This is a genomic window from Idiomarina baltica OS145, from assembly GCF_000152885.1.
Taxonomy (GTDB): Bacteria; Pseudomonadota; Gammaproteobacteria; order Enterobacterales; family Alteromonadaceae; genus Idiomarina; species Idiomarina baltica.
Map to the genome: position 1 here is coordinate 169,214 of NZ_CH672406.1, position 20,506 is coordinate 189,719.

A 20,506-nucleotide genomic window follows, 5' to 3' on the forward strand; every position below is an offset into this window, starting at 1 on the left:
ACTTAAAACATCGGTTTTATAATCTTTTCCGTTAGCTATTCTCGGTATAAACATATTTCCCCCACCAATCCATCATCTCAACCCTTTCATCCCAGTACTCCGCCTTATGAGAATAAGCGCCTTTCACTTTATTCTGTTCAACGTGAGCTAATTGACGCTCTATAGCGTCAGAGCGAAACTTCTGATCACTCTCATGCAACGTTGACGATGCCATGGTCCTAAAGCCATGTGGCACAGCCTTCTCTTTTAAACGACCATCCGGGTAATGAGCATTATCCTGGTACTTAAGGTAGGTTTTGGCAATCTTGCCGTCTTTGGTATCTTTCGCCTTCGGAAAGTAGCCCATTTTGAACATTGCCTGGCGCATTGTGTTATCAGACATTGGCTCATCGGGCTTAGTTTCTGACGGGAATAGCAACTCATAGTGCCCGGTAATGCGTTTGATACGTTTAATGACATCAAGAGCTTGGGCTGATAACGGCACCTCATGTGGCCGCTTCATCTTCATTCGCTCTGCAGGGATCGACCAAACCTTGCTATCAAGGTCAAATTCCTCCCACCGGGCACCTCTAAGTTCCCCTGAACGCACAAACGTTAAAATCAATAACTCAATAGCCAGAGCCGTCAGTTCCCTGCCCGTTTGCGTATAGTTAGCTAGATCCTGAATGAAAAATGGCAAGTTATAGATATCCAGGGCTTCACGGTGAACAACCGGTTTGGAAATTACTTTGACGGGACGTAGCAAACGAATGTCGACATCGTCTTCGAGCGAGTATTGATCGACGACGTATTCAAATAAACGCTGTGTATCGTCCGCTACTCGTTTGGCGGTCTCATGATGACCCCTCGCCTCAACATTCTCAATTAAACGTCTGATATCCTCTTTACGGACCTCAGTGATCAGCTTATCGCCTAATTTTTTAAGGATGCCATTTTCAAGACGCTTCCATACCCTCGCCTTATGATCTTCAGACCAGATTCGAGCTGTGGCCTGGGATTGGTACTCAAGCCATTTGGCCGCATAAAAATGTAAACTGTTATCATTCGTATTCGTTGGTTTTGTATCACCAGGATCGATACCATCAGCCAACATGGCCTTGGCTTTAATAGTTGCGTCTTTTGCTTGCTTGAGAGTTACGTTAGGAAATACGCCCAGCGCCAACGTCTTTTGCTTCTTATTGAAGCGGTATTTCAAGCGCCAGTACTTACCGCCTTGCTTTCTTACCAGGAGCCGTAAACCGGTGCCACCGTCTACCCGATACCATTCATCACGGTCTGAGGGTTTAAGGTGTTCAACATGCTTGTGCTTTGATATGACTAGCTTGTCGTCTGCCATGGTGCTATATCCCTATAACCGAATTGAGATAGCACCAAAAGTAGCACCACTTAGTATCGATTTGCAACGATTTATTGTAGACAGAGATAATCAGAATGCGCCTTGAAATCCAGTAAAATCAATGGCTCACGGCATTTAATAGACTTTGAAATAATCGGAATTGGTGCCCGGGGCCGGACTTGAACCGGCACGCTGTTACCAGCGAGGGATTTTAAATCCCTTGTGTCTACCAATTCCACCACCCGGGCACTAAACGTAAACCAAGTCATGGAGGCGGGTCCCGGAGTCGAACCGAGATCCACGGATTTGCAATCCGCTGCATAGCCATTCTGCCAACCCGCCGATGGTTTGGAGCGGGAAACGAGACTCGAACTCGCGACCCCAACCTTGGCAAGGTTGTGCTCTACCAACTGAGCTATTCCCGCATCGCCATCTGCCGTCGCATTCTACTGTTTAAATGAAATACGTCAACGACTTTTTGTGATTTTTGTGACTGTTTGGCTATTTTTAGCGCAAACCTATCAATTTCTAGTCAATTGTGACCCTGCAGCGCGTAAATATTCCCACATCGACCATAATGTAAGAACAAATGCAGTAAAGAACAAAACGATTGAAATCCAGAATGTCCAGATATTTGCGTCCCACAAAAGACCGATTAACGCGACCATTTGTGCAATGGTTTTTAATTTGCCTAAATTAGATACCGCTACTTTATCCCGATTGCCTCGTTGCGCCATCCATTCACGTAGTGCACTCACAATGAGCTCGCGACAGATCATGGTTAATGCCGGTACAGTGATATACCACGCGTTGTAATCTTCAACCAGTACGACTAATGCTGCGATAACCATTGCTTTATCGGCAACGGGATCGAGAAATGCACCAAACTCAGTAAACTGATTAAATTGACGAGCAATCCAGCCATCGAGCGCATCGGTAATTGCGGCGAGCCAAAAAATAAACGCCGACCAAAAACGAGCATCTTCAAACGGTAAATAAAACACAATCAAAAATACCGGGATTAATAAAATCCTAAAACTCGTCAAAATATTTGGGATATTCCACTTCATTATCCGCAATCCTTTTTTTAGCTCAGTGGCACGGTCGCCCTGCTGTCGCTATCGAAATGAGTAATATATTTTTTCAGCCAGTGCACGACTAATACCCGGGACATTGGCTAGTTGGTCAATACTAGCGTTTTTTACCTCTTGTAATCCACCAAGATTTTTTAAAATCTTTTGCCGACGCTTAGCGCCAATGCCCTCGATCTCTTCTAAACTCGACGTTCGCTTGACTTTATTACGCTTCTGGCGGTGCCCTGTTATGGCGAATCGGTGCGATTCATCGCGTATATGCTGGATTAAATGCAATGCGCTGGCATCCTTATTCAAAGGAATCGTTTCGTGGCTTCCTGCCATGATCAATGTCTCTAATCCGGGCTTACGGGACTCCCCTTTTGCGACACCTATCAGCATAGGGGCGTCTTTACCCCAGTCAGCGAAGTAGTTCTCGGCTTGCGCCAGTTGTCCTTTACCACCGTCGATAAACAAAATATCAGGAATGTTGCCGTTTTCCTTGGCGTTGTCATAACGCTTCGCCAGTGCCTTCGCCATCGCGGCGTAATCATCGCCCGGCGTGATACCGGTAATATTATAGCGCCGATAGTCAGACTTCTTGGGTCCGTTTTGGTCAAACACCACGCAGGATGCGACCGTTTGCTGACCCATAGTATGACTGATGTCAAAACATTCCATGCGCTGAATCGGGATCCCGAGTTCAAGCACTTGCTGAAGCGCTGATGTTCGACGATTCATGGTGCTTTGTTGATTCAGTTTACCTTCCAACGCATTAACGGCGTTTTTCTTAGCGAGCTGCTGGTATTGCTTGCGCTCTCCGCGCACGTTATGAAGTAAACGGACTTTGCGACCGACGGCTTCGCCGAGTACCTCACCTAGCACAGGATCGTGTTTGATCTCATCGGGTAGCACAATTTCGGCGGGAGTTTTGCGCCCAGAACTTTGGTTTAGGTAGAACTGCAATAAGAAGGCTTGAAGGACTTCTTCATCCGATGTATCCGCCGGTACTTTAGGAAAATAACTGCGGCTACCTTGTAAGTGATTATCACGGATAAACAGCATTTGTACGGTGGTTACACCATTACCGCGCGCAAAACCGATGACGTCGAGCTCCTCTTGCGCCCCCGTCACTGAGTTACGTTCTTGGGTACGTCTTAGCATGGCAATTTGATCGCGGTAGCGTGCCGCGCGCTCAAAGTCGAGCGACTCACTGGCATTTTCCATGCGCGTTACAAGCTGATCAATGACCTGTTGGTTCTTGCCGTTGAGAAACTGCCGTGCCAGTTGCACTTGCTCATCGTATTCCTCATCTGTGCAGACGTTCACGCAAGGCGCTAAGCACCTTTTCAGCTGATACTGTAAACACGGACGGCTGCGGGCTCGGTAATAGGCATCCTCACACTGACGAATAGGAAACAACTTTTGCATCAGTCGCAGACTCTCGCGCACCGCGGCTCCGTTAGGAAACGGACCAAAATATTCACCCTTTTGGCGCCGCGCACCGCGATGAAAACCTAATCGCGGATGCGTATGATCGGTCATAATAATGTAGGGATAGGACTTATCGTCGCGTAGTAAGACGTTATAACGCGGGCGATATTTTTTGATAAAGGTATTCTCGAGAATAAGCGCTTCGGCTTCGGTATTGGTGACCGTGACATCCATGTCGGCAATTTGCTTAACTAAGACTTGTGTCTTCACGCGATCGACTTTCTCACGGAAGTAGCTCGATACGCGTTTTCTTAAGTCTTTGGCTTTGCCGACATAGATGACATCGCCTGACTCATCATACATGCGATAAACGCCGGGCTGATGAGTCAGGTGTCTCAGAAAGTTTTCTGCATCAAATTGGTTGCTCATACACCTTCAAATTCTAATAGTTCAACGAGTCCCGCTCGTAATGCTAGATGGGACAATTGTACATCACTATTAATATTAAGCTTTGCAAAAATTCGATACCTAAATGTATTGATCGTTTTACTGCTGATGCACAAATGCTCCGCGATTTCACTTACGCGCACGCCACGACCGATCATTTGCATGACTTGAAGTTCTCGGTCACTCAGTTGCTCAACAATATTACGTCGTTTATCGCCATACGGGTTTTTGGCTAAGTATTCGGCAATCGGTGCCGCCACAAATACGGAGCCCTGACGCAAAGACGATATCGCGGTAACCAATTCTTGGCTACTGCCCGACTCGAGCAAGTAGCCGTCGACTTCTTGCACGCCGCATTGAAAATCTAACACGTCTTGATAGCATTTCCCCCACACAATGAGCTTGATGTCTTCGTGGCGGCGTTTTAGTCGACGCCAATTTTCTACTGTCGCATCACCTGCTAAGGAGCAGCCCAACACCACGATTGAATTGGGGTGTTCATTTACCGCTAAGCGCAGCTGCGGCATGGATTCGACCGTTTCGACTTCATCAGAAAAGTTTTGTTCGACTACGGTGCGCATCCCTGCGCTAACAATAGGGTTGTTGATTGCTAAAATAATTTTCGCCATTTTTGCATAATTCCTCTCAACAATTGATTGAACATAGGTTTTGCTGATTAAAGCGAGAATAAATTTGAGCAAAAATGGCGATTTATCAAGTTAAAAATCGAACATTTTGTTAACTAAACTCAGTCGATTTTCTGTGAAGTCTCGATTTGAAGTTAAATCCGTTTCTGATCGAGTAATTGCCACAAATAGCAGGCTAGATAGGATCTATAAGGTGTCGCTCGCTCGGGAATAATGATGACGTCGCGTTCTTTCAACAACGCAATAGCTTTTCGTAGTGAACTATCCTGAATAGGAAAAAGATCCTCATGAGCAAAATGAAACATCGCCAAGATCGATGCCGACCAAGGACCCACGCCTTTTATCTGCTGAACTTCGCGTAAGAGATCATCACAATCCAATAGCGGCCACTGCTGCATTTTTTCGCGCGATTGTTGCCAATAAGCTTCGATAGCCCCCACCGCGACCGCCTTATTACGACTTAACCCACATTCTAATAAGTCATCGTAACTTAATTGTGCAATTCGCACGCCCTGCTCAGCCGCGCGTGCTTCGACGCGTGAAATAATGGTTTTAGATGCCTGTAAGCTCAACATTTGCCGCATCACAATACGAGGCAATGCCTCGATCGGTGCCATGTCTGAAGGGGTTAACGGTTCAACATGGTCCTGCTCAAGCAGGACCAGTTCAAAACCTGGCTGGGTTGATAACAGGTGTTGCTTAACGTCGCTTGCTTTTTCACTCATGCAAACACCGTAAAGGTTTGTCGGCTAATCGCAAACAATTCGCCCTGCTCATCCCATAATCCGGCACGGCTATGCCCGTAGCCATCGGCGGCATATTCAATCGTCGCCAAGTAACGCCACCATGCGGTGGTTTGCTTTTCTGACAACCGCTTATCAGGAAACTCAATGGTCCAAGTGAGCGATGAAGCCGGTGCGGGCTTTTTCAAACGCGGCAGTACGGCCGGTGGCCACGCATCCACTAAACCTAGAACAGCCGCAATAGTCATTTCGTGCTGTTCGTTTCTAAACCTTACCCAACCGCCGAATTCACGCTCGACTTGACCGCTAAACGGCATACCGCCGCGTAAAATACGATAGTCGAAATGTTTAGCAAATTCAGGCGTTACGGGCGAATCGGGAATCCCCATACCTTGTTCGGGGGCAGCAAACTCAGGCGCAGGCTCTTGGTCTTCAAACACCTGCGACTGGCGTGCTTTACCTAAGCTTGCCAGTGCAAATAAGGTCACTTCGCCATTTTGAATAATTTGCGCACTGACCTGCACAACCGAGGATCCCTGACGTAATATATTCAGCGATAAATCCGCACTCCCGGGCGCCGTTGGTGCTACAAAAGACACGTTAAATGCGCGCATGTGATAAGCCGCATCAAACTGCTTAAGAATAAAATCAGCGGCAATACCGGCGCTAAACCCACCAAAAAATGCACGCCCTTGCGCCCACCCTTCAGGTAACTCAATACTTTGTTGATGTTTATCTTTTACAATCTGCGCTAACGTTTCAAAAAACATACAAACCTCGTTAGGTTAACTACTCAGCAAGCCCAGCACGACCAGTGCTAAGAAAGCGGCTGCTATTAAAAAGACATAAATAAAAGAGCAAATGAAAAACTTAAAAAGTGTCATGGGCCATGACTGCTGATAAAACAGTTTCTGGGTAAATAGCAGGTACGCCACCATCCACATCAGTAGAATGTTCTCGGCGTAACTGGCAAGCTCATCAATCCATGGATAGTCGAATTGTGTACTCAACCAAGCCGCACTGGAATCCGTAATTGTCAGCATCATAAACGACAACAACAAAAAGGCATGGGTATGCAACGCAACAGCCAAGTGCTCAATGTAATAATGCTTACTGAAGGGGTAACACAGTTTAAGCAATAGTGCCCAGAATGGGAGCATGAGCAACATCGCTTGAGGCGCGTTCCCCACTAGCCGCTCGATAAAAGCATCAGGATTCTGTTGCATTAACTTAAGCTTTTGCTCAAGCAACTTTTCATCCTCGGCATCTAATAACGGAAACTCTTTTAAATCGAGATTGAGCGTTGCCGGCTCTTCATCCGGTGGTGTTATATCCGCAGTGGGTTCCTTCTGTGTCGCCAAAACTGCGTCGGCTTTATCAATCTGCTGTTGAATTTCGGCTTGTTGCTCAGGCGATAGGTCTTGATTGACTTGTGGCGTAAAGTCGACCAACGCACGCATTACCATGAACGAAATCAACGACATGAAGAAATACATACGTAACGGGGGCACGTATGAGGCATGCCGTCCTCGGACAAATTCAAGTGACAAGAAGCCTGGACGCATAAATAAGCCGCTGAGCGTTCGGTAAAACCGAGAGTCCCAATGACCCAATTCGCCCATTAAGTCGCCGACAACGGCAAATATACTGCGTAAGTAGCGTTTATCCTGCTGACCACAACGATGACAATACTCACCTTGAAGGGGGGTATCACAGTTTTTGCATAAAATGTGGGTCGCGGGTGGTTGGCTCGCTTCCATGAGGCGCACTCCATCTCTTATTATTGCCTCAGTATATTCAGCAACGCAGGTGAAGTACAATAGTAGGCTGAAACGAAAAAAGCCCGCTCGATGAGCGGGCTTTTCGAAATTTGGCGGAGAGGGAGGGATTCGAACCCCCGGTGGGTGTGAACCCACGCCTGATTTCAAGTCAGGTGCATTCAACCGAGCTCTGCCACCTCTCCGTTGTCCTTGGGGCTTTCCCCTGAAGACGAGGCGAATATTAAAGACCTTCGCGGCGCTTGTAAAGTAAAAATTTAAATAAAGTTGTCAAATGTGGTTCGTTTGGCGATGATTTAATCAAAGCGATCACTTTTCGAGCTAACTCGCGGTAATAAACCGAATTTCCTACCTAAGAAACTACTTTAAAGGTAGTATCAGTACCCATATACTAAGGGTATACAAGCATCATTTATAAAGAAACTTTTTAAAAAATTTTGAGTCTTAAAAACTAGCGTTAATCAACGGAGAAAACTATGAACGATCGTAGTCAGATGTATGTCGGTCAGCAGCAGGTTGCCGGCTCAGTGAATAAGGTGTTACGTAACACCTATGCACTGCTTGCCATGACACTTGCTTTTAGTGCTGTGACGGCAACAATTAGTACCATGATGAATTTGCCTTATCCAGGCTTTTTCATCACCTTGATTCTTTATGTTGGTTTGCTGTTTGGTATTCATAAAACCAAAGACAGCGCCATGGGCATCGTTTTGACCTTCGCCCTTACCGGGTTCTTGGGTTATACCTTAGGTCCACTACTTAATATGGCGTTGCAAATGCCAGGTGGTGGCGAGATGGTTGCAACCGCTTTAGGTGGCACCGCATTGACGTTCTTTGCGACATCAGGTTATGTACTGAGTACTAAGAAGGACATGTCTAAGCTCGGCGGTTTAATTACTGCGGGTATCATCATGGTGGTTGTAGCGATGCTCGCTAACTTCTTCTTCCAGATGCCTGCGTTGCAATTAGCACTATCGGCTATCATGATCCCATTGATGGCGATGTTGATTATGTATCAAACCAGTGAAATTATTCACGGCGGCGAGCGTAACTACATCTTAGCCACGGTGACTTTGTATGTTTCGCTTTATAACTTGTTCGTTAACTTGCTAACATTATTGATGGCATTTAACGGCGACGATTAAACACACAATAGCGTGTTTAATTGAGCCCCGCCTTTTGCGGGGCTTTTTTTTACCAATAGACTCATTGAGCATCATGAACCTGACACTCATTATCAAAGCAGGTATGCACGCCGATGCACGACATCGCGCGGCGCTACGCTTTGCAGAACAAGCAATTAACGATGGCTATACGTTGACGGGCGTTTTCTTCTACGCCGATGCGGTGAGCCTTGCCAGTGCCGCTGCGGCCGACAACCCGTACAGCCAAAGCTGGTGTGGGCTGGCAGAACAGCATCACTTCGACTTGGTGGTCTGTCATACGGCTGCAGAACGTCAGGGTATTGAGCAATTTAACTCCGCCTTTGAACCTGCGGGACTCACTCAGTTGGTAAGTTGGATGAATACGGCGGATAAAGTGGTGACCTTATCATGAGTAAGAACTATGCCATTGTTCAATTAAACCCTGAACTTGAATGCGCCCGTTCAGCGCTCGATTTAGTCTTATCGCTCGCCAGCTTAGATCAGTCAGTACAACTCATCATGCTGGATAATGCGTGGATGTCGTTACAGTCTGAGCTTCATAAACGCTACGGTATGTTAGAACTACTCGATGCCGAGCCTATCTTGATAGCTAGCGATTTTGAGCCCCAACTGGACAACGATGATATTGAATTCGAGTGGACAGCCAAACGCGATTTAAACGCCTTACTGCTTAATTTTGCGGAGGTGATCACATGCAACTGAATTGCACTCATTGGCTTCAAACGCGCCCCCTCATCAGTTGGCTTGAGCAACAGCACGCATTACTCACTGAGCATACCGCGATCCTCCTGACCGCTGATTCTGCAAAGGACTTACCCGCGACGTGTCCCCAGGCTTTGCAATTGTGTAAAATAGTCATCCCAGCGCATGAGATGACCATAGCACCGGTCGATTGGGTCGAGGTGATTAGCGATGCTCAATGGGTGGAGCTTATAACGCATACGCAACATTGGATTTGGTAGTATGATTGAATTTAACGGTAAGCAGTACGAAACCGACAAACACAACTATTTAGCTCACCTTGACGATTGGAGCGAGCCGCTTGCTCTGCATTTTGCTGAGCTTGAGAATATCGAGATGACGCCTGCTCATTGGGAAGTGGTGCATTTTGTGCAGGATTTTTATCGCGAATATGACACCAGCCCGGCCATGCGTGTGCTGGTAAAAGCGATGAAGAAGAAACTCGGCGAAGAAAAAGCAAACAGCCGATATCTCTACCGACTGTTTCCTAAAGGGCCTGCTAAACAGGCAACACGCATTGCGGGCTTACCCAAACCCGCGAAGTGTATTTAACCGATTACGCCTCAATGCGCTCGATACCACCCATGTACGGGCGCAATACTTCTGGAATCACAATTGAACCATCGGCTTGTTGATAATTCTCGAGTAATGCCACCAAGGTACGTCCTACTGCCAGGCCTGAGCCATTTAACGTGTGCAATAACTCGGGTTTCTTCGCGCCTTTACGACGGAAACGTGCTTGCATACGACGCGCTTGGAAATCACCCATGTTTGAGCATGAGCTAATCTCACGATAGGTATTTTGCGCCGGTAACCAGACTTCGAGATCGTATGTTTTAGTTGCACCAAAGCCCATGTCACCAGTACACAACAACACTTTACGATACGCTAAGCCAAGCTTTTGTAAGATGGTTTCAGCGTGCTGGGTGAGCTGCTCAAGCGCATCCATTGACTGCTCTGGGTGCGCGAGCCAAACCAACTCTACTTTATCAAACTGATGCTGACGAATCAGACCGCGCGTATCACGACCGTGTGAACCGGCTTCACTGCGGAAGCATGGTGTATGCGCGGTTAATTTTACTGGCAATTCAGCTTCATCGAAAATCTCATCACGCGCTAAATTAGTGAGTGGCACTTCAGCGGTTGGAATCAGTGACAGTGGGATCTGCTCTTCTGTCTCACCCTGAATATGGAACAGGTCTTTACCAAATTTAGGTAACTGCCCCGTGCCATAAAGGCTGTCATGATTTACTAAATAAGGTACATAGGTTTCAGCGTAACCATGGGCTTCTGTATGCGTATCCAACATGAACTGGGTCAATGCACGATGCAGACGCGCAATCTTGCCACGCATCACGACAAAGCGCGCGCCGGTTAATTTAGCTGCGGCTTCAAAATCCATACCTTTTGCCAAGGCTTCAGCCAATTCAACATGATCTTTGGGTTCAAAATCCAGTTGCGGAGGCTCACCCCACACGCTGATTTCTTGATTTTCCGATTCATCTTTACCCTCAGGCACGCCTTCAGCTGGCAAGTTGGGCACACCCATAATCAACGCGCCGAGTTTGTCTTGTACTTCACGCAGCTCTTCTTTTGCTGCATCAAGCTGTGAACCTAAATCACTCACCGCGTCTAATAACGGCTGGATATCCTCACCCGCCTGCTTTGCCTTACCAATCGCTTTCGAGCGACTGTTACGCTCAGCCTGCAACTGCTCAGTTTTTACTTGGATCGATTTGCGCTGTTCTTCGAGTGCTTGAATCTCATCGATGTTCAGCTCAAAGCCGCGTGTTTTTAAACGCTCAGCGGTTTGTTGCAGTTCCTCGCGGAAATATTTTGCATCTAGCATGGATATCCTACTTCACTTAATTCGGTTTAATGATAAAGAAATTATACAACGCCATGGCTGCTGCGACACCTAGCACGCAGAGTCCCACGTTGAGTACGATATTTACTGAGGCTCGCCCCCACTCACCTTGAGTCGCCAACTGCACCACTTCAACCGAGAACGTGGAGAACGTTGTGAAGGCTCCGAGCAAGCCAACGCCGACAAATAACCGCACGGACTCTGAGAGTCCTTGATGTTGCACATGTGCGTATACAGCGCCTAATAAAAAAGAACCTATTATGTTAACGATCAACGTCGCAAAAGGGAACCGCCAACCCGTGCTTAACATCAATAAAGCCACGCCGTGCCGTGCACTTGCGCCAATCGCGCCACCCGCGGCGACCATTAACCATTGACTAAGGCTTGTCATCAGACTTTCCTCGTTGCCATTCGCTACGTTCGTCTTGTTGACGAAGCCAGAGCAGTTTGTCTTTAATTTTTATTTCTAAACCACGCGGTTCAGGCTGATAGAAGTATGCGTCTGCGAGCGCATCCGGTAAGTAGCGCTCTCCTGCCACATAGGCATTAGGATAATTATGAGCATAACGGTAATCTTCACCGTAGCCTTGCTGTTTATGAATCTTGGTCGGTGCATTACGCAAATGGCTCGGTACCTCAGCCGTTGGATGAGCTTTTGCGGCCGCGATAGCCGCTTTAAACGCATTGTAAACGGCGTTACTTTTCGCAGCACTGGCACAATACACTACCGCTTGTGCAATTGCCCGTTCGCCTTCTGCGGGGCCGACACGGTGAAACGTATCCCATGCATTTAAGGCAATCTGTAATGCACGCGGGTCGGCATTACCGATATCTTCCGATGCAATGGCGAGTAGTCTTCTTGCGACAATCAAAGGGTCACCGCCCCCGACAAGAATACGTGCATACCAATACAGTGCGCCGTCGGGTGATGACCCACGCACTGACTTATGAAATGCCGATAAGATGTCGTAGAAATGATCACCTTTATTATCAAAGGCCGCTTGCTGCTCGCCGACTGCGTGCAAGAGTAATTCAGTGTTAAGCTCAGCCTCGCCTTCGGATAAATAATCCGCTGCAACTTCAAGATAGTTGAGCATGCGGCGTGCATCACCGCCCGCTAAGTCCAGCAGCCTGTCTTCCGCTTCTGGGGTGAGCCTGATGTGACGCGCGCCTAGACCGCGCTCAGGATCTTGCAAGGTGCGCTGTAAAAGCGCTCGCAAATCTTCAGCCTTGATAGATTCAAGACGATACACGCGGGCGCGTGACAATAGTGCATTGTTGAGCTCAAAACCGGGATTTTCAGTCGTTGCACCAACAAAGATTACCGTGCCATCTTCGATAAAAGGTAGGAAAGCATCTTGTTGGCTTTTATTAAACCGATGTACCTCATCGACAAACAGTAAGGTGCGGCGACCTTGTTGCTTAGCGCGCTGTTTTGCTTCATCAATGGCTTGGCGAATCTCTTTCACACCTGAGGTAATAGCACTTAAACGTGATACGGTCGCATCGGCGGAGGTCGCCATGAGTTCTGCCAGAGTGGTTTTGCCTGTTCCGGGCGGTCCCCACAAAATCATTGAGTGCAAACGTCCTTGCGCGACCGCTTGCCACAGGGGTTTACCTTCGGCAAGTAGATGTGTTTGACCTACATACTCGTCCAGCGACTGCGCACGCATTCGCGCAGCCAGTGGCCTAAAGTCATGTTCTTCTTCAAACGCCAGTTCACCGTTGGTCATCGACCTCGACACCTTCAGGGATAGCAAATTGAAATAAGTCGGTCGGCAAGCGTTCGTTCATTACCACATCAGTGAGTGCGATAGTGGTGGTATCCCCTTGCTTTTGTTTAAGCACGATACGAGCCAACTTATCTCCGGTGAAGCTCAAGTTTAGCTCGCTACCAGTATTCTCGTTCACCACTTCAAACGCGCCCTCTGCACTGTCATAAGTCACGTCAAACTGCTGCCAACGCTCTTTTGAGCCTTCCATCAACAATAACAATGGACTGTTTTCAACTGCATTACTCTGGGCATAAACAGTGACTTGCTCAACAAACGGATTGTAGTACCAAACCGATTCACCATCAGCGATAAGCAAGGTGTCATCGGGGGGATTACTACGCCAACGCAACATCGCAGGTCGTTGCAACGCCAGTTCACCGGTGAGGCTTTGTAATACCTCACCACTACTGCCGGTAACCGTTTGTTCAAAGCTGGCTTGCACACTCTCGAGTTGCTGCATTTTATCTTGCAACTGCTGTTTGGCTTGTTCTGTTGCCCAACTTAAGGGGCTCATTACCACACTCGCGATAAGCGCCAGTGCGATTCCATACTGCTTCATATTAATCCCTCGGTGGTCTCGGTGCGAGTACATCACGCTGGCCATTATTGCCAGCACTACTTACGACACCCGACATTTCCATTTGTTCGACGATACGCGCCGCGCGGTTATAACCAATTCTGAATTTACGTTGTACACTCGACACAGAAACACGCTGGGTCTCGGTCACGAAGGCAACCGCCTCATCATATAAAGGATCCGATTCAGCCTCGTCCATTTCTTGTTGCTCACCCGGTAATAACGCGTCTTCGCCTTGATCACCCGAAAGGATTTCCTCGAGGTAATTCGGTTTACCGCGTTTCTTCCAATCGGCAACCACCGCGTGTACTTCGTGGTCATCAACAAAGGCGCCGTGCACACGAACGGGTGAACCGCTGCCCGGAGGCAAATACAACATATCACCCTGCCCTAATAGCTGCTCCGCGCCCGGTTGATCGAGAATAGTGCGTGAGTCGACTTTTGACGATACTTGGAACGCAATACGCGTAGGAATATTGGCTTTAATCAAACCGGTAATAACATCCACCGATGGCCGCTGCGTTGCCAAAATTAAATGAATACCTGCGGCACGCGCTTTCTGCGCAATGCGCGCGATCAGTTCTTCGACTTTTTTACCGACAATCATCATCATATCGGCAAATTCATCGATGACTACGACGATATTCGGCAGTTTTTCGAGCTCAGGCGGCATTTCATCCATCGAATCACCCGGCTTCCAAATAGGATCTTTGAGCGGTTCACCCGCTTCTTTAGCGGCCACGACTTTGGCGTTGTAGCCTTTAAGATTGCGCACACCTAAGGCCGACATGAGTTTATAACGGCGTTCCATTTCGCCCACACACCAACGCAAGGCATTGGCGGCGTCTTTCATATCTGTGACCACTTCCGTCAGTAGGTGTGGAATCCCCTCATACACCGACAATTCGAGCATTTTCGGGTCAATCATAATCAGACGAACATCTTCCGGTGTGCTCTTGTAGAGCAAGCTTAAGATCATCACATTCACACCGACTGATTTACCCGAACCTGTTGTACCTGCCACCAATAAGTGAGGCATCTTCGCCAAGTCAACAACCACAGGCGAACCGGCAATATTTTTACCAAGAATCATGGTCAGCGGCGATTGGGTGTTTTGAAACGCGTCGCGATGAATAACTTCACTGAGCTGAACCACTTCACGGTGTTTATTAGGTAACTCCAAACCAACATAGGATTTACCCGGAATGACTTCAACCACGCGCACGGCGACGGCTGATAGCGTACGAGCAATATCCTTCGCTAAGTTAGAAATCTTCGATACTTTAACACCGGGCGCAAGATCGAGCTCAAAGCGGGTGATCACAGGACCTGGCTGCACGTTGGCAACGGTAACATCAACGCCAAAGTCTTTGAGAACGGTTTCAACCGTGCGTGACACTTGGTCAAGTTCTTCTTGTGTAATGGGGTTCTCTTGCTTATTCGGTCTATCGAGCAACTCAATCGAAGGTAATGGTGGTAACGCTTCCGCCTCGTTACTTTGGGTATCGCCCTGCCCTGCTTGCTCGACTGGCGATTCAGGTTGTGCTTTGGTTTCCGTTGCGGCTTCAGGCTCACTGCGTTTACGTGCTTCCGCCGCCTGCTTAGAAAACCGAGGCGCATCGCTGTCGTCTAAGACAGGATCCGGTTCGAACGGCGGCTCGTCCTCTTTATCTATTTCGTGTTCATCTAATGCCGACAATGAAGGTAAGTTCAGTACAGGTTCTTGCTTGGCCTCCGCCTTTTGCTCTACTAATGTGGATTCATCCCAATCCGAGGTATCGAGTGTATCATCGTCGTGTTCGTTGTCAGCTGCTGCCTTTTTAGTATCGCGATCGTGACCTTTAGTGCCATCCGACTGCCATACGCTGCGAATACGTTCATAACACCACAGCGCGCCAGTAATGCATAATTCACCGAGCTTATCGGCGACCTGCAGCCAGCTAATTCCGGTCACCAATGTCAGCCCGGTGGCTAAAAATGTCAGTAATAAGATGGTTGAGCCGACAAAATTCAAGTACGGCATCACCGAGGCTGCGATTACGTCACCAAATACGCCCCGGCTGAAAAGTAATAAATATCATCAAAGTTAATAGAAGAGAGTGCGGCCGCACCAATGAGCGTGAGCATGGCACCAACGAGGCGCAAACTAACAGCCAGATAGTCGAGTTCGAGTAGTTGATGGGTTTTACGAAATAGCATATAACCCAGCCCGGCAAACGCGAAAGGCACTAAATAAGCTACAAACCCAAACGAAAATAGCAGTACATCGGCGAGCCATGCACCAACGGCGCCACCGGCATTATTAATAGAGCCTTCAAAGCCCGTCTGTGACCAACTCGGATCGGCGGGGTTAAAACTCACTAAAGCGAGAAATAGAAAAATCGCGAGCGCGCCGCTGATCAGTAAGCCAGCTTCTAATAATCGTTGTACACCTGTCATTGCTCGTCTTATGCTTCCTGTCATTGGGATCTTATTATAGTGGAGGCTCTCTGCCCCCGATTGTAGCGAATCTCGCTATTAATGTTAGCCCTTTACTAGAACTTTATTCTCTTGTTTTACTTCTTCCATTACAACATAGGTGCGCGATTCGTCGACACCCGGCATCATCAGCAAGGTTTCACCGAGTAATTTACGGTAAGCGCGCATGTCAGGTACCCGCGCCTTAATGAGGAAATCAAAGTCTCCTGCAACTAAATGACATTCCAGAATCTCTTCGGTTTTACGCGCCGCGTCACTGAATTCAGCGAAAGCATCCGCCGATGTACGCGACAAGGTAATTTCGACGAACACCATCAAGTTAGCGCCGAGCTTGGCTGGGTTGATACGGGCATGGTAACTCTCTATAACACCCTCTCGCTCAAGCTTTTTTACCCTTTCTAAACAAGCCGTTGCGCTCAACCCCACTCGCTTCGCAAGCGCCACGTTGGCAATACGTCCATCGTCTTGCAGTATGCGTAAGATCTTACGGTCAATTCTGTCAATAGTGATTTCATCGGTGTTTTCTGGAAATCTCATGATTTTATCGCGTCATTTAATTAGTTAGCCCTAATATATCACTATAAACTAGGTTAAAAAAAGTGCGTAATCCAGTTTGTTTTCAGTCTATAATTGCGCCACGAAATTTACCAATCACATCAGCAGATAAAACGCACTCAATGCGTGTCAATTATAGAGGGTGAGTATGTTAATAGGTGTTCCTAAGGAAATTAAAAACCACGAGTATCGTATCGGTTTAACGCCTGCAGCTGTTCGCGAATATGTTGCGAATGGTCACGACGTTATCGTTGAAAACAACGGCGGTGCTGCGATTGGTTTTACTAACGAAGACTATCAAGCCGCAGGTGCTTCAATTGTTGAAACGCCAGAAGAGATCTTCGAGCGTGCTGATATGATTGTCAAAGTTAAGGAACCTCAGCCAAACGAATGTAAGATGTTACGTGAAGGCCAAATCCTTTACACCTTCTTGCACTTGGCACCTGATCCAACACAAACTAAATTATTGGCTGAATCAGGTTGTACTGCTATCGCATACGAGACAGTCACTGATAACCGCAATGGTCTTCCGCTTTTAGCACCTATGAGCGAAGTTGCGGGTCGCATGTCAATTCAAGCAGGCGCGCATTACCTTGAAAAAGCGCACGGCGGCAGCGGCACATTGCTAGGTGGCGTTCCTGGCGTTGCGCCCGGCAAAGTACTCATCATCGGTGGTGGTGTTGTCGGAACTAACGCTGCGAAAATGGCGTTGGGCTTAGGCGCTGACGTCACCATTCTTGACCGCTCATTGCCGCGTCTACGCGAGATCGATGATATCTTCAATGGTCAAGTCACCACGATCTACTCAACCGTAGATGCTATCGACAAGTATTCACGTGAAGCTGATTTAGTTGTTGGCGCAGTGCTGATTCCAGGCGCAGCGGCACCTAAACTCTTGACGCGCGAGCACATCAAAAACATGAAGCCAGGTTCAGTGTTGGTCGATGTTGCGATTGACCAAGGTGGTTGTTTCGAAACTTCATACGCAACAACGCACCAAGATCCGGTATACGTGATTGATGATGTTGTTCACTACTGTGTTGCGAACATGCCAGGTGGTGTTGCACGCACTTCAACTATCGCGCTTAACAATGCAACCTTGCCTTACGGTATCGCGTTGGCTAACAAAGGCAACCAAGCCATGTTAGAAAACGAGCATCTGTTGCGTGGTTTGAACATGCACGGTGGTAAAATCACTTATAAAGCGGTCCACGATGACTTAGGCGAAGAATTAAGCCTCGACTACATCGATCCGCGTGAAGCGCTCTCTAAATAATTAGACAAGTAAGCGCAACTGAACAGAAAAGCTCACCTAAAATGGTGGGCTTTTTTTATGTTGTTCTTGTGCCTTTTCCTTGCAATCCATACAATCGACCCCATAGCTAAACATATAACTGAAACACATTCTGTAGTAGGAGCAACAACATGGCTGAAGCCAAGCATTGTAAACTTTTGATTTTGGGTTCTGGACCTGCGGGCTACACCGCCGCAGTCTATGCTGCGCGCGCAAACCTTGACCCGGTATTGGTTACGGGTATGCAACAAGGTGGTCAGCTAACGACCACTACCGACGTTGAAAACTGGCCGGGCGATGCTGAAGGGTTAACCGGACCTGATTTAATGGTGCGCATGCAGCAGCACGCCGAGCGCTTTGATACAGAAATCGTGTTTGACCACATCAACAAAGTCGACTTCTCAGAGCGCCCTTTCCGCTTAAAAGGCGATGTAGGCGAATATACGGCTGACTCAGTGATTATCTCAACCGGCGCATCCGCCAAATATCTGGGTTTGGACTCAGAAGAGGCGTTTATGGGCAAAGGCGTTTCTGCTTGCGCGACCTGTGACGGCTTTTTCTACAAAAATCAGAAGGTCTGTGTTGTCGGTGGCGGTAATACTGCGGTCGAAGAAGCGCTTTATCTGTCTAATATTGCCAGTGAAGTGCATGTCATTCACCGCCGTGATACGTTCCGTTCTGAGAAGATCTTGTCGGATCGTCTGATGGAAAAAGCCGAGAACGGTAACGTGACGCTTCACTTGAACAAGACCTTAGACGAAGTCTTAGGTGATGACTCAGGCGTGACGGGTGTTCGTATCAAAGACACAAAAGACGGTAGCACGTCGGAGCTAGATGTCGCTGGTTGTTTTATTGCCATCGGTCACCAACCCAACACAGGCTTATTCGATGGCCAACTCGAAATGAACAACGGCTATATCGTCGTTCAAAGCGGCCTTGAAGGTAACGCAACTGCAACCAGCATTCCGGGCGTATTTGCCGCTGGCGATGTCATGGACCACGTGTATCGCCAAGCCATTACCTCGGCAGGCACGGGCTGCATGGCGGCACTGGATGCTGAACGTTATCTGGACGCATTAACTAAGTAATCCTATTCTGAGTCGCCGCCTATGATAGTCGAGCTGAGTTCTAGCTCAGTCAGCTTTCCGCCAGTGTCGATGGCACTGGCAGAGCCTAACGGCTTACTTGCCGTGGGCGGCGACCTCTCAGAGGCACGCTTGGTGAGTGCCTATCGCTCAGGTATTTTCCCGTGGTTTGCGGCCGATGATCCGATTTTATGGTGGTCCCCCAATCCTCGCGCTGTTTTTGTACCTGGCGATATCCATTGCTCGCGTTCGTTAAAGAAAGCCATGCGACGCCAACCTTGGCGAGTCACACTGAACCGTGCCTTTGAAGAGGTAATTGATGAGTGTGCAACAATACGCGCCGAGCACGAAGGCACATGGATTACCGAACCTATGCGTGAGGCGTATATTGAACTGCATAGAAAAGGACATGCCCATTCGGTTGAAGTTTGGCTAGATAATTCGTTGGTCGGTGGCTTATATGGTGTCAGTGTCGGTCGTCTGTTTTGTGGCGAAAGTATGTTTCACCGTGCGACTAACGCATCTAAAGTGGCTTTGCACTGTTTTGCGAACGCCTTTGTTGAGCACGGGGGTCAATTAATTGATTGCCAAATGGAAAATCCCCATTTAACGTCACTCGGCGCGGTGCCAATGGCCCGCGAGCATTTTCTAGAGCAATTATTTGCGTTACGCGATCGCCCACTAACTGACGACTTTTGGTCGTTAGGAGATATTAGTCGTTATTTATGAGTGTTAAACTCGGTATTACAGGCACCCGCCCCTGTGGTTATCTCAAGGATCAGGAAGAGCGTTTAATCGTTACCGTTGCCGACGAAGAAACACCCATGAATGCTCATTTGTATGAGCACTTAATGGCACACGGGTTTCGTCGCAGCCATAACGATGTCTATCGTCCCCACTGTGAATCCTGCCAAGCCTGCGAATCGCTTCGTATACCGGTCAGCGATTTTAGTTTCAGCAAAAACCAAAAGCGAGTGTTAAATAAAAATCGCGATTTAGTACTTTCAGTTGTCGAAAAGCCTCAACCTGACTATACCTCACTCTTTTGTCGCTTTATTGAGGAACGTCACGCCGATGGCGCAATGTATCCGCCCGATCCAGAATCATTTTGGCTTTGGTGTGATGCTGATTGGATGAAGCCGCAGTTTTTTGAATGGCGCGATAGTGCGGGCGAGTTAATGATGGTGAGTATCGTTGATGTGCTCAGTTGTTCTAGCTCTGCCATGTACACATTTTTTGATCCGGATGAAGCTAAGCGTTCGCTAGGCACCTACTCTATTTTGAGTTTAATCGAGTGGACAGAGGCGCAAGGACTCGATTATCTCTACCTTGGATACCAAATTGATAACTGCGATAAGATGAACTACAAAGCCCGTTTTACACCAAATGAACGGCTTATTGGCAATCAATGGAAAAAAGCGGTAAAATCTAACACACAAAAATGAACCCTATGCGTACAATGTGCGCTCATTAGTTAAATTCTAGAGGATTTTAATGGCGAAAGAAGACA

At 47.8% G+C, this 20,506-nt stretch carries 22 protein-coding genes, 4 tRNA genes and 2 pseudogenes; 9 read left to right on the forward strand and 19 right to left on the reverse strand.

What is annotated here, in order from left to right; translation table 11 throughout:
• Positions 1-31 precede the first annotated feature (31 nt).
• From OS145_RS08360 to OS145_RS08410, 11 genes are all read right to left on the reverse strand, one after another.
• Positions 32-1,336 carry a tyrosine-type recombinase/integrase gene (locus OS145_RS08360; protein ID WP_006955933.1) on the reverse strand — a complete coding sequence of 435 codons (1,305 nt, stop codon included), beginning with the start codon at positions 1,334-1,336 and terminating at the stop codon, positions 32-34.
• A gap of 161 nt (positions 1,337-1,497) precedes the next feature.
• Positions 1,498-1,584, reverse strand: a tRNA-Leu gene (locus OS145_RS08365).
• Between the two features lie 20 nt (positions 1,585-1,604).
• Positions 1,605-1,678: transfer RNA gene (locus tag OS145_RS08370), tRNA-Cys, on the reverse strand.
• Positions 1,679-1,685: 7 nt separating this feature from the next.
• Positions 1,686-1,761, reverse strand: a tRNA-Gly gene (locus OS145_RS08375).
• A gap of 96 nt (positions 1,762-1,857) precedes the next feature.
• Complete coding sequence (gene pgsA / locus OS145_RS08380; RefSeq protein WP_006955934.1) at positions 1,858-2,406, reverse strand: CDP-diacylglycerol--glycerol-3-phosphate 3-phosphatidyltransferase; 549 nt, start codon at positions 2,404-2,406, stop codon at positions 1,858-1,860.
• Between the two features lie 48 nt (positions 2,407-2,454).
• Positions 2,455-4,272: an excinuclease ABC subunit UvrC gene (uvrC, locus tag OS145_RS08385; protein ID WP_006955935.1), complete on the reverse strand. Its 1,818-nt coding sequence runs from the start codon at positions 4,270-4,272 to the stop codon at positions 2,455-2,457.
• A complete protein-coding gene (locus OS145_RS08390; RefSeq protein WP_006955936.1) occupies positions 4,269-4,919 on the reverse strand; it encodes a LuxR C-terminal-related transcriptional regulator in 651 nt (216 codons plus the stop codon). The genes uvrC and OS145_RS08390 overlap by 4 nt, the downstream gene beginning before the upstream one ends.
• Before the next feature lie 152 nt (positions 4,920-5,071).
• On the reverse strand, positions 5,072-5,662 hold the full coding sequence (locus OS145_RS08395; protein ID WP_006955937.1) for a DNA-3-methyladenine glycosylase family protein: 591 nt from the start codon (positions 5,660-5,662) through the stop codon (positions 5,072-5,074).
• A complete protein-coding gene (locus OS145_RS08400; RefSeq protein WP_006955938.1) occupies positions 5,659-6,450 on the reverse strand; it encodes an acyl-CoA thioesterase in 792 nt (263 codons plus the stop codon). Before OS145_RS08400 ends, OS145_RS08395 begins: the two co-directional genes overlap by 4 nt.
• Before the next feature lie 15 nt (positions 6,451-6,465).
• Entirely contained in the window at positions 6,466-7,440 is a 975-nt protein-coding gene (locus tag OS145_RS08405; RefSeq protein ID WP_006955939.1) for a DUF3667 domain-containing protein, read from the reverse strand.
• 111 nt (positions 7,441-7,551) lie between these two features.
• Positions 7,552-7,643, reverse strand: a tRNA-Ser gene (locus tag OS145_RS08410).
• Between the two features lie 291 nt (positions 7,644-7,934).
• Between OS145_RS08410 and OS145_RS08415 the strand changes: the two genes are divergently transcribed.
• The 5 genes from OS145_RS08415 to OS145_RS08435 all read left to right on the forward strand — a co-directional run bounded on the left by OS145_RS08415 (position 7,935) and on the right by OS145_RS08435 (position 9,917).
• The gene (locus OS145_RS08415) at positions 7,935-8,603 is read left to right on the forward strand and encodes a Bax inhibitor-1/YccA family protein (protein WP_006955940.1); all 669 of its coding nucleotides are present in this window, start codon (positions 7,935-7,937) and stop codon (positions 8,601-8,603) included.
• Positions 8,604-8,676: 73 nt separating this feature from the next.
• Positions 8,677-9,015 (forward strand): DsrE/DsrF/TusD sulfur relay family protein, encoded by a 339-nt coding sequence (locus OS145_RS08420; RefSeq protein ID WP_006955941.1) that lies wholly within the window; start codon positions 8,677-8,679, stop codon positions 9,013-9,015.
• Positions 9,012-9,326, forward strand: a complete 315-nt coding sequence (locus OS145_RS08425; protein WP_006955942.1) for a hypothetical protein — start codon at positions 9,012-9,014, stop codon at positions 9,324-9,326. The genes OS145_RS08420 and OS145_RS08425 overlap by 4 nt, the downstream gene beginning before the upstream one ends.
• Positions 9,317-9,586: a hypothetical protein gene (locus OS145_RS08430; protein WP_006955943.1), complete on the forward strand. Its 270-nt coding sequence runs from the start codon at positions 9,317-9,319 to the stop codon at positions 9,584-9,586. Before OS145_RS08425 ends, OS145_RS08430 begins: the two co-directional genes overlap by 10 nt.
• A 1-nt stretch (position 9,587) precedes the next feature.
• On the forward strand, positions 9,588-9,917 hold the full coding sequence (locus tag OS145_RS08435; RefSeq protein ID WP_006955944.1) for a TusE/DsrC/DsvC family sulfur relay protein: 330 nt from the start codon (positions 9,588-9,590) through the stop codon (positions 9,915-9,917).
• A gap of 4 nt (positions 9,918-9,921) precedes the next feature.
• Here OS145_RS08435 and serS read toward each other — a convergent pair whose 3' ends face one another.
• The 8 genes and pseudogenes from serS to lrp all read right to left on the reverse strand — a co-directional run bounded on the left by serS (position 9,922) and on the right by lrp (position 16,599).
• Positions 9,922-11,214, reverse strand: coding sequence for a serine--tRNA ligase (gene serS, locus OS145_RS08440; RefSeq protein WP_006955945.1), 1,293 nt, complete (start codon positions 11,212-11,214; stop codon positions 9,922-9,924).
• A gap of 16 nt (positions 11,215-11,230) precedes the next feature.
• On the reverse strand, positions 11,231-11,623 hold the full coding sequence (gene crcB, locus OS145_RS08445; RefSeq protein ID WP_006955946.1) for a fluoride efflux transporter CrcB: 393 nt from the start codon (positions 11,621-11,623) through the stop codon (positions 11,231-11,233).
• Positions 11,610-12,965 (reverse strand): replication-associated recombination protein A, encoded by a 1,356-nt coding sequence (locus tag OS145_RS08450; RefSeq protein ID WP_006955947.1) that lies wholly within the window; start codon positions 12,963-12,965, stop codon positions 11,610-11,612. Before OS145_RS08450 ends, crcB begins: the two co-directional genes overlap by 14 nt.
• Entirely contained in the window at positions 12,952-13,566 is a 615-nt protein-coding gene (gene lolA / locus OS145_RS08455; RefSeq protein ID WP_006955948.1) for an outer membrane lipoprotein periplasmic chaperone LolA, read from the reverse strand. The genes OS145_RS08450 and lolA overlap by 14 nt, the downstream gene beginning before the upstream one ends.
• Before the next feature lies 1 nt (position 13,567).
• A pseudogene (locus OS145_RS13745) lies at positions 13,568-15,061 on the reverse strand (DNA translocase FtsK); the annotation flags it as partial.
• Positions 15,062-15,556: 495 nt separating this feature from the next.
• Positions 15,557-15,607 (reverse strand): annotated as a pseudogene (locus OS145_RS13750) (hypothetical protein); the annotation flags it as partial.
• Between the two features lie 14 nt (positions 15,608-15,621).
• Positions 15,622-16,047: a DNA translocase FtsK 4TM domain-containing protein gene (locus OS145_RS13755; RefSeq protein ID WP_423202007.1), complete on the reverse strand. Its 426-nt coding sequence runs from the start codon at positions 16,045-16,047 to the stop codon at positions 15,622-15,624.
• Between the two features lie 60 nt (positions 16,048-16,107).
• Entirely contained in the window at positions 16,108-16,599 is a 492-nt protein-coding gene (lrp, locus tag OS145_RS08465) for a leucine-responsive transcriptional regulator Lrp (RefSeq protein ID WP_006955951.1), read from the reverse strand.
• Positions 16,600-16,765: 166 nt separating this feature from the next.
• On the opposite strand from lrp, the gene ald reads away from it, so the two are divergent.
• From ald to OS145_RS08485, 4 genes are all read left to right on the forward strand, one after another.
• Positions 16,766-17,893, forward strand: a complete 1,128-nt coding sequence (gene ald, locus OS145_RS08470; protein WP_006955952.1) for an alanine dehydrogenase — start codon at positions 16,766-16,768, stop codon at positions 17,891-17,893.
• A 149-nt stretch (positions 17,894-18,042) separates the two neighbouring features.
• Complete coding sequence (trxB, locus tag OS145_RS08475) at positions 18,043-18,999, forward strand: thioredoxin-disulfide reductase (protein ID WP_006955954.1); 957 nt, start codon at positions 18,043-18,045, stop codon at positions 18,997-18,999.
• A gap of 21 nt (positions 19,000-19,020) precedes the next feature.
• Positions 19,021-19,725 (forward strand): leucyl/phenylalanyl-tRNA--protein transferase, encoded by a 705-nt coding sequence (aat, locus tag OS145_RS08480; protein ID WP_006955955.1) that lies wholly within the window; start codon positions 19,021-19,023, stop codon positions 19,723-19,725.
• The gene (locus tag OS145_RS08485; protein WP_006955956.1) at positions 19,722-20,441 is read left to right on the forward strand and encodes an arginyltransferase; all 720 of its coding nucleotides are present in this window, start codon (positions 19,722-19,724) and stop codon (positions 20,439-20,441) included. Before aat ends, OS145_RS08485 begins: the two co-directional genes overlap by 4 nt.
• Positions 20,442-20,506 lie beyond the last annotated feature (65 nt).

What these genes read in the sequence shown, in the direction of transcription:
- aat (WP_006955955.1), top strand. Translation starts at nt 19,021, where the DNA reads ATGATAGTCGAGCTGAGTTCTAGCTCAGTCAGCTTTCCGCCAGTGTCG.
- OS145_RS08400 (WP_006955938.1), bottom strand. Translation starts at nt 6,450, where the DNA reads ATGTTTTTTGAAACGTTAGCGCAGATTGTAAAAGATAAACATCAACAA.
- trxB (WP_006955954.1), top strand. Translation starts at nt 18,043, where the DNA reads ATGGCTGAAGCCAAGCATTGTAAACTTTTGATTTTGGGTTCTGGACCT.
- OS145_RS08420 (WP_006955941.1), top strand. Translation starts at nt 8,677, where the DNA reads ATGAACCTGACACTCATTATCAAAGCAGGTATGCACGCCGATGCACGA.
- OS145_RS08395 (WP_006955937.1), bottom strand. Translation starts at nt 5,662, where the DNA reads ATGAGTGAAAAAGCAAGCGACGTTAAGCAACACCTGTTATCAACCCAG.
- OS145_RS08415 (WP_006955940.1), top strand. Translation starts at nt 7,935, where the DNA reads ATGAACGATCGTAGTCAGATGTATGTCGGTCAGCAGCAGGTTGCCGGC.
- uvrC (WP_006955935.1), bottom strand. Translation starts at nt 4,272, where the DNA reads ATGAGCAACCAATTTGATGCAGAAAACTTTCTGAGACACCTGACTCAT.
- OS145_RS08405 (WP_006955939.1), bottom strand. Translation starts at nt 7,440, where the DNA reads ATGGAAGCGAGCCAACCACCCGCGACCCACATTTTATGCAAAAACTGT.
- serS (WP_006955945.1), bottom strand. Translation starts at nt 11,214, where the DNA reads ATGCTAGATGCAAAATATTTCCGCGAGGAACTGCAACAAACCGCTGAG.
- OS145_RS08425 (WP_006955942.1), top strand. Translation starts at nt 9,012, where the DNA reads ATGAGTAAGAACTATGCCATTGTTCAATTAAACCCTGAACTTGAATGC.
- OS145_RS08390 (WP_006955936.1), bottom strand. Translation starts at nt 4,919, where the DNA reads ATGGCGAAAATTATTTTAGCAATCAACAACCCTATTGTTAGCGCAGGG.
- lrp (WP_006955951.1), bottom strand. Translation starts at nt 16,599, where the DNA reads ATGAGATTTCCAGAAAACACCGATGAAATCACTATTGACAGAATTGAC.
- lolA (WP_006955948.1), bottom strand. Translation starts at nt 13,566, where the DNA reads ATGAAGCAGTATGGAATCGCACTGGCGCTTATCGCGAGTGTGGTAATG.
- OS145_RS08360 (WP_006955933.1), bottom strand. Translation starts at nt 1,336, where the DNA reads ATGGCAGACGACAAGCTAGTCATATCAAAGCACAAGCATGTTGAACAC.
- OS145_RS08435 (WP_006955944.1), top strand. Translation starts at nt 9,588, where the DNA reads ATGATTGAATTTAACGGTAAGCAGTACGAAACCGACAAACACAACTAT.
- OS145_RS08485 (WP_006955956.1), top strand. Translation starts at nt 19,722, where the DNA reads ATGAGTGTTAAACTCGGTATTACAGGCACCCGCCCCTGTGGTTATCTC.
- OS145_RS08450 (WP_006955947.1), bottom strand. Translation starts at nt 12,965, where the DNA reads ATGACCAACGGTGAACTGGCGTTTGAAGAAGAACATGACTTTAGGCCA.
- OS145_RS08430 (WP_006955943.1), top strand. Translation starts at nt 9,317, where the DNA reads ATGCAACTGAATTGCACTCATTGGCTTCAAACGCGCCCCCTCATCAGT.
- OS145_RS13755 (WP_423202007.1), bottom strand. Translation starts at nt 16,047, where the DNA reads ATGACAGGAAGCATAAGACGAGCAATGACAGGTGTACAACGATTATTA.
- pgsA (WP_006955934.1), bottom strand. Translation starts at nt 2,406, where the DNA reads ATGAAGTGGAATATCCCAAATATTTTGACGAGTTTTAGGATTTTATTA.
- ald (WP_006955952.1), top strand. Translation starts at nt 16,766, where the DNA reads ATGTTAATAGGTGTTCCTAAGGAAATTAAAAACCACGAGTATCGTATC.
- crcB (WP_006955946.1), bottom strand. Translation starts at nt 11,623, where the DNA reads ATGACAAGCCTTAGTCAATGGTTAATGGTCGCCGCGGGTGGCGCGATT.